The organism is Enterococcus sp. DIV0358 (assembly GCF_051713465.1).
Taxonomy (GTDB): domain Bacteria; phylum Bacillota; class Bacilli; order Lactobacillales; family Enterococcaceae; genus Enterococcus; species Enterococcus faecalis.
Map to the genome: position 1 here is coordinate 1,048,562 of NZ_JBIOPX010000001.1, position 13,495 is coordinate 1,062,056.

At 38.5% G+C, this 13,495-nt stretch carries 13 protein-coding genes; 12 read left to right on the top strand and 1 reads right to left on the bottom strand.

Annotated features, from left to right (window positions below; all coding sequences use genetic code 11):
- Window positions 1–34 precede the first annotated feature (34 nt).
- The 7 genes from IGK70_RS05245 to IGK70_RS05275 are packed head-to-tail and all read left to right on the top strand — an operon-like array spanning window position 35 to window position 7,413.
- Complete coding sequence (locus IGK70_RS05245) at window positions 35–988, top strand: N(4)-(beta-N-acetylglucosaminyl)-L-asparaginase (RefSeq protein WP_016630233.1); 954 nt, start codon at window positions 35–37, stop codon at window positions 986–988.
- Window positions 989–1,007: 19 nt separating this feature from the next.
- Entirely contained in the window at window positions 1,008–1,337 is a 330-nt protein-coding gene (locus IGK70_RS05250) for a PTS sugar transporter subunit IIB (RefSeq protein WP_002357981.1), read from the top strand.
- 18 nt (window positions 1,338–1,355) lie between these two features.
- Window positions 1,356–2,711, top strand: a complete 1,356-nt coding sequence (celB, locus tag IGK70_RS05255; RefSeq protein WP_002384702.1) for a PTS cellobiose transporter subunit IIC — start codon at window positions 1,356–1,358, stop codon at window positions 2,709–2,711.
- 17 nt (window positions 2,712–2,728) lie between these two features.
- Window positions 2,729–3,247 (top strand): GrdB-related putative oxidoreductase, encoded by a 519-nt coding sequence (locus tag IGK70_RS05260; protein WP_002361637.1) that lies wholly within the window; start codon window positions 2,729–2,731, stop codon window positions 3,245–3,247.
- A gap of 36 nt (window positions 3,248–3,283) precedes the next feature.
- Window positions 3,284–5,746: an ATP-dependent DNA helicase gene (locus tag IGK70_RS05265; RefSeq protein WP_162783000.1), complete on the top strand. Its 2,463-nt coding sequence runs from the start codon at window positions 3,284–3,286 to the stop codon at window positions 5,744–5,746.
- Window positions 5,743–6,708: an asparaginase gene (locus tag IGK70_RS05270; RefSeq protein ID WP_002382144.1), complete on the top strand. Its 966-nt coding sequence runs from the start codon at window positions 5,743–5,745 to the stop codon at window positions 6,706–6,708. The genes IGK70_RS05265 and IGK70_RS05270 overlap by 4 nt, the downstream gene beginning before the upstream one ends.
- A gap of 21 nt (window positions 6,709–6,729) precedes the next feature.
- Window positions 6,730–7,413 (top strand): HD domain-containing protein, encoded by a 684-nt coding sequence (locus tag IGK70_RS05275; RefSeq protein WP_002384700.1) that lies wholly within the window; start codon window positions 6,730–6,732, stop codon window positions 7,411–7,413.
- 16 nt (window positions 7,414–7,429) lie between these two features.
- On the opposite strand, the gene IGK70_RS05280 is transcribed toward IGK70_RS05275, so the two are convergent.
- Complete coding sequence (locus tag IGK70_RS05280; RefSeq protein ID WP_002357974.1) at window positions 7,430–7,924, bottom strand: YajQ family cyclic di-GMP-binding protein; 495 nt, start codon at window positions 7,922–7,924, stop codon at window positions 7,430–7,432.
- A 234-nt stretch (window positions 7,925–8,158) separates the two neighbouring features.
- Between IGK70_RS05280 and IGK70_RS05285 the strand changes: the two genes are divergently transcribed.
- The 5 genes from IGK70_RS05285 to IGK70_RS05305 all read left to right on the top strand — a co-directional run bounded on the left by IGK70_RS05285 (window position 8,159) and on the right by IGK70_RS05305 (window position 13,311).
- Entirely contained in the window at window positions 8,159–9,115 is a 957-nt protein-coding gene (locus tag IGK70_RS05285; protein WP_002381974.1) for a YitT family protein, read from the top strand.
- Between the two features lie 202 nt (window positions 9,116–9,317).
- Window positions 9,318–10,187: a class II fructose-bisphosphate aldolase gene (locus IGK70_RS05290; protein WP_002357972.1), complete on the top strand. Its 870-nt coding sequence runs from the start codon at window positions 9,318–9,320 to the stop codon at window positions 10,185–10,187.
- A gap of 173 nt (window positions 10,188–10,360) precedes the next feature.
- On the top strand, window positions 10,361–11,653 hold the full coding sequence (locus IGK70_RS05295; protein WP_002357969.1) for a UDP-N-acetylglucosamine 1-carboxyvinyltransferase: 1,293 nt from the start codon (window positions 10,361–10,363) through the stop codon (window positions 11,651–11,653).
- Window positions 11,650–12,942 (top strand): transcription termination factor Rho, encoded by a 1,293-nt coding sequence (gene rho, locus IGK70_RS05300; RefSeq protein ID WP_002357968.1) that lies wholly within the window; start codon window positions 11,650–11,652, stop codon window positions 12,940–12,942. The genes IGK70_RS05295 and rho overlap by 4 nt, the downstream gene beginning before the upstream one ends.
- Window positions 12,943–13,041: 99 nt before the next feature.
- The gene (locus IGK70_RS05305) at window positions 13,042–13,311 is read left to right on the top strand and encodes a type B 50S ribosomal protein L31 (RefSeq protein ID WP_002357967.1); all 270 of its coding nucleotides are present in this window, start codon (window positions 13,042–13,044) and stop codon (window positions 13,309–13,311) included.
- Window positions 13,312–13,495: the final 184 nt, after the last annotated feature.

A 13,495-nucleotide genomic window follows, 5' to 3' on the forward strand; every position in this document is an offset into this window, starting at 1 on the left:
GAAATGTAAGCGTTAACGAAAGGGCGGATGGAAAATGACTTGGGGTGCAATTGCGACATGGCGGATGGCACATGATGGGTTACTAAAAGCTACAGAAGAATTACAACAAGGAGGTGCTGCAGGCACGGCCGTGGAACAATTAATTAAAGAAGTAGAAGACTATCCTTTTTATAAGTCAGTGGGCTACGGCGGTTTACCTAATGAGGAAGGGATTTTAGAAATGGATGCTGCCTATATGGATGGAGACACATTTGCAATTGGTGCTGTGGCAGGAATTACAGATGTTAAAAATCCGATTTCAGTGGCTAAAGCATTAAGTAAAGAGAAGTTTAATAGTTTTCGTGTTGGCACAGGTGCAACGAAATATTCAATGTTGCACGGTTTTGAAAGAAAGAATATGTTGACAGAACGCGCTAATCAATGGTGGCAAAAGCGTTTAAAAGAAATTCAGGAAAATCAGTTGAACCCCTATGATGGGCATGATACTGTCGGCGCTATTACGTTAGACCAAACAGGATCAATGGCAGCTGGCACTTCCAGTTCGGGACTCTTCATGAAAAAAGCAGGACGTGTTGGTGATTCACCACTGTCAGGTTCTGGTTTTTATGTTGATAGCGAAATTGGTGGTGCTGCGGCTACAGGCTTAGGTGAAGATTTAATGAAAGGCTGTCTTTCTTATGAAATCGTTCGTTTAATGGGGGAAGGGCGCTCGCCACAACAAGCATGTGATCAAGCGGTCTATGCTTTTCACGAAAAATTGACCCAACGTTATGGGAAAGCAGGAGCTTTTTCACTGGTGGCCATGAACAAACAGGGAGACTGGGGCGTAGCTACGAATGTGGAATTTACTTTTACGGTTGGTACTGATATGCAGCAACCAGAAATCTATATTGCAAATCCAGGCAAGAATCATACCACAGAGATTCAGCCGATTTCACAAGAATGGTTAGCGGCCTATGAAAAAAGAATCAAAGCACCAATTGAATAAATGAGGAGAGTGAAGGAACATGAGTAAAAAACAAATTTATCTTTTTTGTGATGCAGGGATGTCTACAAGTATTATGGTGAATAAAATGATGGAAGTGGTTGAAAAACATCAAATGCCTTTAATGATTACTGCTTTTCCTATTGCAAGAGCACAAGAAGTGGTTGAAGCAGAGAAGCCTGTTGCTATTTTATTAGGACCACAAGTCCGTTTTTTATTAGAAAAAACAAAAGAACAATTTGCTCCTCAAGGGATTCCTGTCGCTGCAATTGCGCCAGAAATTTATGGCATGATGGATGGCGAAAAAGCATTGAAAGAAGCGCTGCGGTTAATTAAGCAAAATAAAAAATAATAGATAGGAGTGACGACCGTGCAAAAATTTTTGGATTGGTTAGAGCGCGTATTGACCCCTTTGGCAAAAGTGATAGGAGAAAATAAGTATTTAGTAGCGATTCGTGATGGCTTCCTTTTATCAACGCCCTTGTTGATTGTTGGTTCGGTCTTCTTATTAATTGCTAATTTTCCTTTGCCACAATGGGATACTTGGATGTCTCATTTGCTTGGTAAAGACTGGGCGACAATGATGTCTGTTCCAGCTAGTGCTAGTTTTGATGTAATGACCATTCTGGCCGTTGTCGGTATTGCCTATAGTTTAGGGAAACAATTCAATGTGGATGCAATGCAAGCAGGAATTATCGCATTGGTTTCATTTTTTATTGTAACGCCTTATCAAACATTATTTACACCGGAAAATAGTTCAAAGGTTTATGAAGTTACTAGTTTACCTTTAAAATGGATGGGTTCCAGTGGCTTGTTTTTAGGAATGATTGTCGCATTAATTGCGACTCGTTTATTTGTGGCCATTGTTCGTAAAGGGTGGACAATAAAAATGCCAGAAGGAGTGCCACCAACAGTGGTTAAGTCTTTTGAGGCCCTGATTCCGAGTTTTTTAGTTGTTACTCTCATGTTTTTAGTCAATTGGCTGGCTGCTTTAACTCCTTATGGTAATTTACAAGATGTTATTTTTGAATTTCTACAAACGCCCTTATTGAGTCTTGGTAATACCTTAGGTGCAATGAGCATTGCTTATTTATTTTTACACTTCTTTTGGTTCTTTGGCATTAACGGAGGTAGCGTGGTTGGCGCAGTCTTTAATCCTGTTTTGCGGGCATTGTCTGTTGAAAATTTACAAGCATTTAAAGACGGTCATGAAATTCCCAACATCATCACTGGACAATTTCAAGATATGTTTGCAACATTTGGTGGCGCCGGTTCCACACTCTCATTAATCATTGTGATGGTCTTATTCTGTAAAAGTCAACGAATTAAAAAGCTTTCGCAACTTTCACTAATTCCTGGTGTTTTTGGGATTAACGAACCAATCATTTTTGGGTTGCCAATTGTTTTAAATCCAATTCTTTTGATTCCATTTGTCTTAGTACCCGCAATTAATATTATTATTGCCTATTTTGCTATGGATTGGGGCTTAGTTCCATTGACGAACGGTATTCAATTGCCGTGGACGACCCCGCCAATTATCTCAGGATTTTTAGTCAGCGGTTGGCAAGGATCAATTCTGCAAGCTCTCTTATTGGTACTAGGAATGTTCATTTACTATCCTTTTATTCGAGTTATGGATGACCAATATTTACGTGAAGAATGGAAAGCACAAGAAGAAGAGAGTGAAGAAATTGATTTTGATTCCTTTGACTTTGATGATTTATAAATAAGGAGGAAATAGGCGTGAAAAAAATCCTTTTAGTCTTAAACCACAGTTTAGCAGGATTTGGCAGTGATGAACAAGCTCAGCTGAAACCAAGTGGTAAAAAAGCTCCCTTAGGTCCAGGGGTAACATTGCTACCATTTTTACAGAAGCAAGGAGCGGAAATTGTTGCGACACTTTATTGTGGTGACCAATATTATTTGGAAAACGAGGAAGAGGTAGCAAAGAAATTTATTGGCTTTGCAAAAAAGTTTCATGCCGATGCGGTTCTTTGCGGACCAGCCATGCATTATCCTAATTTTGGAGAAATGGCTGCTCGTCTAGCTTGTAAGTTTAATGCTGCGGGCATTCCTGCAATTGCAGCGATGGCAGAAGAAAATCCAGCAGTCAGTCACTATTATCAGCAAGTGCCAATTGTGAAGATGCCCAAAAAGGGTGGCATTGGTTTAAATAATTCGTTTAAACAAATGGCGCAATTGGTCGTGGCAAAAGCAAATGGAAAAGAAACCAAACAGTTAGAAGAAACGAGTTGTTTTTAATTGTTGATAATCTAAAGAGAAATCCAGAATGAATGCATGATTGTGTTCGTTTTGGATTTTTTGCTTTTGTTTAGCGAATGTATGTTCTATAATAGGGAGGCAGATAGGTGGGATTACGTGAAATCAACGAGAAAAATTGCGGTTCGTCAAGTGGTCGAATTTATTTTAAGGCGGGGAAGTATCGATTCTCGCCATGTGAGTGAACATACACCACAAGAAGGTAGTCGCCTTCATCGAATGTTGCAAAAGGAAGCGGGGAGCCTTTATCAAAAGGAAGTATCTTTAAAAATTGAGATACCTTTAAATGGCCATAATTATTGTGTAGAAGGTCGTGCAGACGGCATTTTTGTGAAAGAAACTGGGCAAGTGGTCATTGATGAAATTAAAACATCCGAGCCAGCGTTTGAAGAATTGCCGCCAGAAAAGGTCGAATTGTTTTGGTATCAAGCGATGTGTTATGGTCACATGTATTGCCAACAAGAACAACTTTCTGAAATAACGCTGCAACTCACTTATTATCAGACCACCACAAAACAAATCACACGACAAGAACGCCATTTTACAGAAGCTGCATTAGCGGAGTTTTTTACTGATTTGATGAAGCGCTATGAACAGTGGGTAATTTTTAAAGAAGAGTGGCGTATTTTGAGAAATAAATCATTAAAAAATCTTAGTTTTCCTTACGGGGAGTATCGCAAAGGGCAACGAGAATTGGCGGTAGCCGTCTATAAAACAATTCTTAGTAAACAGCGGCTCTTCGTGGAAGCACCAACTGGAACAGGCAAGACAATGTCCACTCTTTTTCCAGCGATGAAAGCAATTGGTGAAGAAGAAGGTGAACGGATTTTTTATTTAACAGCTAAGACCATTACGCGGCAAGTGGCTGAAGATGCCGTCAAAGCGCTGTCCGAAAAACAAGCGCAAACTAAGAGTATTACGTTAACAGCAAAAGATAAAATTTGTTTTTTAACTGAACGAAATTGTACACCAGAACATTGCCCGTTTGCTGACGGCTATTATGATCGTTTAAATGAGGGACTGTGGGATTTATTGCAACATGAAAATCATTTAACGAGAGAGGTTATTGAACGGTATGCACAAAAGCACCAATTGTGTCCATTCGAGTTGTCGTTAGATGCAAGTCTTTGGTGTGATTTAATTATTGGCGATTACAATTATCTATTTGACCCAACGGTTTATTTGCGGCGCTTCTTTGAAGAACCCCAAAGTGCAGAAGAGAATATTTTTTTAGTGGATGAAACCCATAATTTGGTTAATCGTTCACGGGAGATGTATTCGGCCGCTATTTCTAGGAATGCGGTTTTGCAAATTCAAAAAAGATTGCAAAAAGAATCTGTTCAATTAAAAAGAGCTTGTCAAAAAGTCTTAACTACGTTTGATGATATTGAAGCAATCTGCGAAGAAAAAGACACGGATTTTTTTGCCCAACGCGCGCCAATTGATTCATTAGTTAAACAGATACATCGATTAACAGAAGTAATTGCAGAATGGTTGCCAGAAAATCAACACATTGAGGAATTGGCGTCGATTCTCAGTTTTTATTTTGATTGTTTAAGTTATCTTCGAATCAGCGAGTATTACGACAACGGCTTTTATACGTCTATTTCTTTGCGAAACTATGACTGCGTTGTGAAACAATTTTGTGTCGATCCGGCTTATTTATTGTCACAACGATTAGATAAAGGGAAAGCGAGTATCTTATTTTCAGCAAGTTTAACACCTCTGAATTATTATCAAGAAGTGCTTGGTGGAGGTGAAGAAAGCCTACGTTATCGGATTCCGTATCCTTTTCCAGAAGAAAATCAATTGTTGATGATTGGTAGTCATCTTCAAACAACCTATAAAAACCGTGAAAAAAGTTATCCACAGATTAGTGAACTTTTAGGGAAGTTAAGTGAAACAAAAACAGGTAATTATTTAATTTTCTTCCCTTCTTATGCCTATATGGATGATGTCTATCAAGTATTTAGCCAACGCTACCCGCAAGTAAAAACTCAAATTCAGGGAACGGACTTAAACGAAAAAGAGCGAGAAGCATTTTTAGCTGAATTTAAAGAGAATCCTCAAGAAACTTTCATCGGTTTTTGTGTTTTAGGTGGTATATTTTCAGAAGGAATTGACTTGAAAGGTACCCGATTGATTGGTACGATAATTGTTAGTGTCGGGCTACCACAAATGAATCCGGAGCAAGAACTGATTCGCACGTTTTATCAAGAAGAGCGAGGGCAAGGGTTTCAATTTGCGTATCAAATTCCTGGTATGAATAAAGTCTTGCAAGCGGCTGGACGTGTCATTCGAGATGCGCGAGATAAAGGATTTGTGTTGTTATTAGACGAACGATTTGAATTACCAAGTGTCCAGCGTTTCTTTCCGCCGCATTGGTTGGCGCATCGAAAGGCAAACACCAATGAACAACTTATCCAACAAGTGAAACAATTTTGGTTAAAAAATAAAGAAAACAAAGGAGGAAACAAATGAAGACCATTTTAGTCCTTCATACAGGTGGAACCATTTCCATGTCGAAAGTAGCAGGAGGAAGTGTTGCCCCGAATGAAAAAAATCCGTTGATGGAACAAGAAGCATTATTTTCTGGCAAGGTTCATTTAGTTGTCGAAGATATTTTTAATATTCCCTCACCACACATGACCTTAGAACGGATGTTTCAATTAAAAGAACGGATTCAAAAAGCTTATTCTGAACCAATTGATGGCGTGGTTATTACGCATGGAACAGATACATTAGAAGAAACAGCTTATTTTTTAGATATAACCTTAGAGAAAAAAATCCCCATTGTTTTAACAGGAGCAATGCGGTCAAGTAATGAAATCGGTAGTGATGGCTTGTATAATTTCATCAGTGCTATTTGGACTGCTTGTTCAGACGAATCGTACGATAAAGGTGTTTTAGTCGTGATGAATGATGAAATTCATACGGCGCGTTATGTGACAAAAACACATACAACGAACGTAGCAACATTTCGGACGCCAACTTTTGGACCAATTGGAACCATTGCGAAAGAACGTGCTTTTTTTGCGAAAGAGGTCTTACCGCAAGAAGTCTGCGATGTTTCTTCTGTGAAAGGAAATGTCCACGTAGTGAAGGCCTATGCGGGGATGGGTGAACGGATGTTTGAATTATTAAACACCCCAGAAACGGATGGGTTAGTAATTGAAGCGCTAGGCGCGGGTAATTTACCGCCAGAAACGCTCCCAGCATTACAAAAGATGCTAGACAACGGGATTCCAGTCGTTTTAGTTTCTCGTTGTTCCAATGGCATTGCTGAAGATATCTATGATTATGCTGGTGGTGGCGTTGGCTTGAAAAAAATGGGGGTCGTTTTTGCCCGTGGTTTAAACGGACCGAAAGCGCGGATTCGTTTAATTGTTGGTTTAAACAGCGAAAAAAATCCTACAGAGTTAAAAGAATTTTTGGAACAGTAACTAATTTTAAGGAGAAAATAAATGAAGCTGTTTGAACGCATTCATCAAGATACTGAAATTCGACAAATTTATGATGCAATTGGTCAAATGGAAGATGAAGAAGCTGGGTGGGCATACCATAATTGGCTTCATGTAACCAATGTCGTAGCCATGACGGAAATGATTTTGAAACAACTTGCTGTTTCAGAGGAGTATTTAGAAGCGGCAAAAATTGCGGCACTGCTCCATGATGTGGGTGCGCTACAAGGAAAAGCAGGACATGCACTTCGGGGGAAACAATTTGCAGAAGCATATTTTCGTAAGCAAAAGATTTGTTTGCCTTATCAAGAAGAAATTTTATCTTCTATAGAAAATCATAGTAACGGCTTTGATTCGGAAGAGCTAATGACGCTAGCGCTAATCATTAGTGATAAATTAGATATTACAACCTCTCGTGTTGCAAAGGCTGGTTATTTCGTGCCGGGAATGCGGCAACTTCAATTTTTAAAGAAAATTGAAATTATGCTTTCAGAACAAGAGGTTTGTGTCTCGTTTACGGCAGAAGAAGAACTGGATTTAGAAGAATTAAATGCGTTTTATTTTATGCCAAAGGTCTTCAAAGCAATTGCCGCTTTTTCAGAAAAAATTCAACGCCGACCAATCGTTTTATTGAATAATCAAGAATGGCCGGTACCAAAACCAAAAAATCCTTCAACTGTTCATTAACAGTTGAAGGATTTTTTTAGCGATAATTATTAAACTCAAGAGCCATTGGTAAATCTAATTCTCGTAAAAGAGCCATGACTTTTTGTAAATCATCCCGACTTTTTCCAGTTACCCGAATTTTGTCTTCTTGGATTTGTGACTTAACTTTAATCCCAGAGTTTTTGATAGCTGTGTTGATTTTTTTTGCATTTTCTTTATCAATACCACTGATTAAATCACCATATTGGCGAGCAGTACCGCCTAAGGCTTTTTCACTTTCTGAGAAATGAATATTTTTAATCGGAACATTGCGTTTGACTAATTTTCCAAATAAAATATCCTTCACTTGCTCGACTTTATAATCATCTTCAGCTACGACTACTAGTTTATCGTTTTCCAATTTAATATCAGCAATTGACCCTTTAAAGTCAAAACGATTTTTCAATTCTTTCAAGGCAATTTGAATTGCGTTTTTGACTTCCTCCATATTGACCTCTGAAACTACATCAAAACTTGCTTCTTTTGCAGCCATGTAAAAACCTCCTAAAATATTCTTTGCTTCATCATATCATGAAATAGTAAAAAAGGTTAGGCTAGAATCATTTTGAATAGAGAAATAAGAAGATCAATTTTTAGGGATATCTTCTCGCATTCTTTCATGGAAACGTTGCAAAAAAATTTTTTTCAATGTTCGCTTTTAGCCCCTTTTCTTTTAGGATAGAACCTGTTATTCTAAGTCAGAAGAATAGCGAAGGAGCGAAGAAAAATGAGTCGATTGGTTAGTACTTACCAAAGAAATGAATCGATAAAAAAAATAGCAGTGATGGCGATAACCGCTTTGACTTCTGCGGTCGGTTTGAATTTCTTTTTGATTCCGGCAAAAGTTTTTTCGGCAGGGATGAACGGAATTGCGCAAATCATTGCTACATTATTATATACAAATTTAGGAATCCATATTAATACAGGGATCTTCATTTTATTTTTAAACATTCCCGTCTTCATTCTAGGGTTTGTAAAATTAGGGAAACAATCAACGATTCTTAGTTTCATCAATGTTATTGGTATTTCCGTTGTCACTATGTTTGTGCCAATCGTAACAGTCACAACGAATCCTTTGATGAACGCAATTATGGGTGGTGTCTTAGTCGGCGTTGGCGCAGGGCTTTCATTGAAAATGGGCTTTAACACTGGCGGCATGGATATTATTTCACTGATTCTTTCAAAAACAACAGGGAAAACCGTTGGTAATTTTATGTTCTTATTAAATGGTATTATTGTGCTGTTGGCTGGTTTTGTATTTAACTGGGAAAGTGCGTTGTATACTATTATTTCTATTTACTGTTTGAGTCAGGTGGTCGACATGATTCATACCAGTCACCAAAAAGTCACAGCAATGATTGTCACCACGAGACCAGAAGCCGTTGCCTTAGAAGTTTCTCAACAAATCGCTCGTGGCATGACCTTGTTGCCTTCAATCGGCGGCTATTCAGGTGCAGAAGGTCGGATGATTATGATGGTCATTACTCGCTACGAACTCTATGATTTAGAACAAGCAGTTTACAGTATCGATGAGAATGCCTTTGTAAATATTTTACCAACACAATCGGTTTTAGGGCGTTTTGCCAATGAAGATGAACAACGGATTTTTCATAGTACAGGAACATTTCCTGAGCTTCAATCTTACAAGGTGAAACGTTATCCACCAAAGAAAAAATTAAAATAGCAAGTCGGCCTTCAGATCCCAAAGTGATAACGGGAAAACTGGAGGTTTTTTTATAAAAATGAAGGTTATGTGAAAGAATAGACAAAAATTTTCTGAAAAAGGGAATTTTACTAGAAAAGTGTCAGGAATTCTGCTAAAATAGAACCGTTGGTTAGGGAACACCTAACAAATAAAGTTTTTAAAAACTTAGGAGGAATTTTTTATGCCAGTAGTATCAGGAGCAGAATTCTTAAAAGCAGCACGTAAAGGCGGCTATGCAGTAGGTGGCTATAACACAAATAACTTAGAATGGACACAAGCGATTTTAGAAGCAGCAGAAGCTAAAAAAGCACCAGTTCTAATCCAAACATCAATGGGCGCTGCTAAATACATGGGTGGCTACAAAGTAGCTAAAGACATGATTACTAATTTAGTAGACTCAATGAATATCACAGTTCCAGTAGCAATTCACTTAGACCACGGTGACTACGAAGCTGCTTTAGAATGTATCGAAGTTGGCTATACTTCAATCATGTTTGATGGTTCTCACTTACCATTCGAAGAAAACTTAAAATTAGCGAAAGATGTAGTTGAAAAAGCTCACGCTAAAGGTATTTCTGTCGAATGTGAAGTTGGTTCAATCGGTGGTGAAGAAGACGGAATCATCGGTACTGGCGAATTAGCTGATATCGAAGAATGTAAACAAATGGTTGCTACAGGTATTGACTACTTAGCATGTGGTATCGGTAACATCCATGGTCAATATCCAGAAAACTGGAAAGGTTTAGCATTTGATCACTTACAAGCGATTGCTGAAGCTGTCGGTTCTGATGTACCTCTAGTATTACACGGAGGTTCTGGTATTCCTCAAGAACAAATTGAAAAAGCAATTTCAATGGGTATCTCAAAAGTTAACGTAAATACAGAATTCCAATTATCATTCGCTAAAGCAACGCGCGAATATATTGAAGCTGGTAAAGATTTAGAAGGTAAAGGATTTGACCCTCGTAAATTATTAGCACCAGGTAAAGCTGCAATCATCAAAGATGCAGAAGAACACATTGATTGGTTCGGTTCAGCTAACAAAGCTTAATCAACTAGTTACGTTAAAGACAGCCACAGCACGTGGCTGTCTTTTTTATTTTTTGTTATTTTTTCATTCTATTAAAATACCTGAGAAGTTTTCTTTTTTCTTAAGCTTGATTATGATAGAATGATTGGGTAGTTTATTTAGAAAACGTATATTACAGATAGGTGAGAATATAAATGAAAAAAATCGTAATCAATGGGAATCGTCCATTAAAGGGCGAAGTAACCATTAGCGGCGCCAAAAATAGTGTGGTCGCTTTAATTCCAGCTGCTATTTTAGCAGATTCGCCCGTGACTTTAGATGGCGTTCCTGACATTCAGGATGTTCACTCATTAATTGAAATTTTAGAAATTATGGGTGCTAAAATTACTTTTGAAAATAATACATTAATTATTGACCCAACAGAAGTTGTTTCTGTGCCTATGCCAAAAGGAAAAATCAATAGCTTACGTGCGTCCTATTATTTTATGGGCTCACTTCTTGGTCGATTTGGGGAAGGCGTTGTCGGCTTACCTGGCGGTTGTTACTTAGGACCTCGTCCAATTGATTTACATATCAAAGGATTTGAAGCATTAGGCGCTCATGTAACCAACGAACATGGGGCGATGTACTTGAGAACAGACGAAGCTGGCTTACAAGGAACCCGAATTTTTATGGATATGGTATCTATTGGCGCTACAATCAATGTCATGTTAGCCGCAGTTAAAGCCAAAGGCAAAACGATTATTGAAAATGCTGCGCGTGAGCCAGAAATTATTGATATTGCTACATTATTAAATAACATGGGTGCAAAAGTTCGAGGAGCTGGAACGGATGTTATTCGGATTGAAGGAGTCGAAGAATTACATGGCTGTCGTCACTCGATTATTCCAGATCGAATTGAAGCTGGGACTTATTTAGCTATGGCAGCAGCTATGGGTGAAGGAATCAAGGTTCGAAATGTTATTTATGAGCATTTAGAAAGCTTCATTGCGAAATTGCAAGAAATGGGCGTTAAGATGACAATTGAAGAAGACATGATTGAAGTTCATCCGTCACATGATCTGAAAATGACGACGGTGAAAACCTATCCGTATCCTGGTTTTGCCACAGACTTGCAACAACCGTTAACGCCATTACTTTTAAAAGCGCAAGGAACTGGTGAAATTATTGATACGATATATGCTCAACGAAATAAGCATATCCCTGAGTTAGTGCGGATGGGGGCTGATGCTTCGGTTGAAGGCAATATGATTATCTTAAATGGCCCAAATCAATTGCACGGTGCAGAAGTAGTCGCCTCTGATTTACGGGCAGGCGCTTGCCTAGTCACTGCCGGCTTGATGGCTGAAGGTACGACCACGATTTATAATGTAGAATATATTTTACGTGGGTACGACCACATTATCGAAAAGTTAACTGCTTTGGGTGCTGATATTCAAATGCTAGAAACCGAAGAACAAGAAGGTCCGTTTGAGGTGGATCAATGAGCGACTATTTAACAATGGCTGAATTGGAAAATAGTACGTTAAAAGATATTTATGCGTACGCGAAAGAGTTTAAAATTCCTTATTATAGCCAAATGAACAAAAAAGAATTGTCTTTAGCTGTGATTCGTGCACAAGCTGAGAAGCAAGGGTTTTTCTTCATGGAAGGAATTTTAGATATTGTTTCTCAGGATGGTTATGGCTTTTTGCGGCCAATTAATTATGGACCAAGTGCAGAAGACATTTATATTTCTTCTTCTCAAATTCGTCGTTTCGGATTGAGAAATGGGGACAAAGTAGCTGGCAAGGCGCGTCCGCCAAAGGAATCAGAACGTTACTATGGACTCATGCATGTTGAAAGTGTCAATGGGAAAGATCCTGAAGAAGCGAAAGAGCGGCCACATTTTCCAGCGCTAACACCGTTGTATCCTGAAAAACAATTAACGTTAGAAACAACGGCTGGCAGATTATCAACACGAATGATTGATGTATTTGCCCCAATTGGTTTTGGGCAACGTGGTTTAATTGTAGCGCCGCCAAAAGCGGGAAAAACAAGTGTTTTAAAGGAAATTGCTAATGGGATTACAGAAAATCATCCTGATGTGGAATTGATTCTGTTGTTAATTGACGAGCGTCCTGAAGAAGTGACTGATTTAGAGCGAAGTGTTAAAGGCGATGTGGTTTCTTCAACTTTTGATCAACAACCACAAAATCATACGCGAGTTGCTGAATTGGTTCTGGATCGAGCAATGCGCTTAGTTGAAGACAAACGGGACGTAGTTATTTTAATGGACAGCATCACTCGTTTAGCAAGGGCCTATAATTTAGTGGTCCCGCCTAGTGGTCGAACCTTAAGTGGCGGAATAGATCCAGCTGCGTTTTTCAAACCTAAACGATTTTTTGGTGCTGCCAGAAATATCGAAGAAGGGGGCAGTCTAACTATTTTAGCAACAGCATTGGTGGATACAGGCAGCCGAATGGATGATGTCATCTATGAAGAATTCAAAGGCACAGGCAATATGGAGCTCCATTTATCTCGTGAATTAGCAGAACGCCGTATTTTCCCAGCAATTGATATTAAAAAATCAAGTACGCGAAAAGAAGAGTTGCTAATGACACCAGAACAACTAGAAGAAACGTGGAAATTGAGAAATAATATGTCAGGAGACTCGCTGGAATATACGGATCAATTCATAAAAATGTTGAAACGGACCCAAAATAATCAACAATTATTTGAAGTTTTCCATGATGTTTCGTTTGGCAAACAAATTAAAAGAAATCCAAAAAGATAATTGCATACCAACTGAAAACATGGTAAGATAGCATTGTTGTATACCGACAAAATAACTCTGATACAGCAAATGGATCAGGGCAAAGGAGCGAAAAAACATATGAAACAAGATATCCATCCAAATTACCAACCAGTAGTATTCATGGATTCAACAACAGGTTTCAAATTCCTTTCAGGTTCAACTAAAGGATCTTCAGAAACTGTTGAATGGGAAGATGGCAACACTTATCCATTATTACGTGTTGAGGTTACTTCAGACTCACACCCATTCTACACTGGTCGTCAAAAATTCACACAAGCCGACGGACGTGTGGACCGTTTCAACAAAAAATACGGTCTCAAAGACGAAAACGCAAATCCAGACGCATAGTCTTTCAAAACATTGTTATGACAAGGTTTATAGAGGTTTTCCACTGTGGTGGGAAACCTCTATTTTTGTTGGATAGGCAGTTTTAAATTCAGAGAAAAGAAATAAAGCAACTTACCAATCTTTTCCTCTTTCTTTTCAAGATTATCCTTCCCAAAAGTCAAAGATTGATCATCATTGTTTCGCT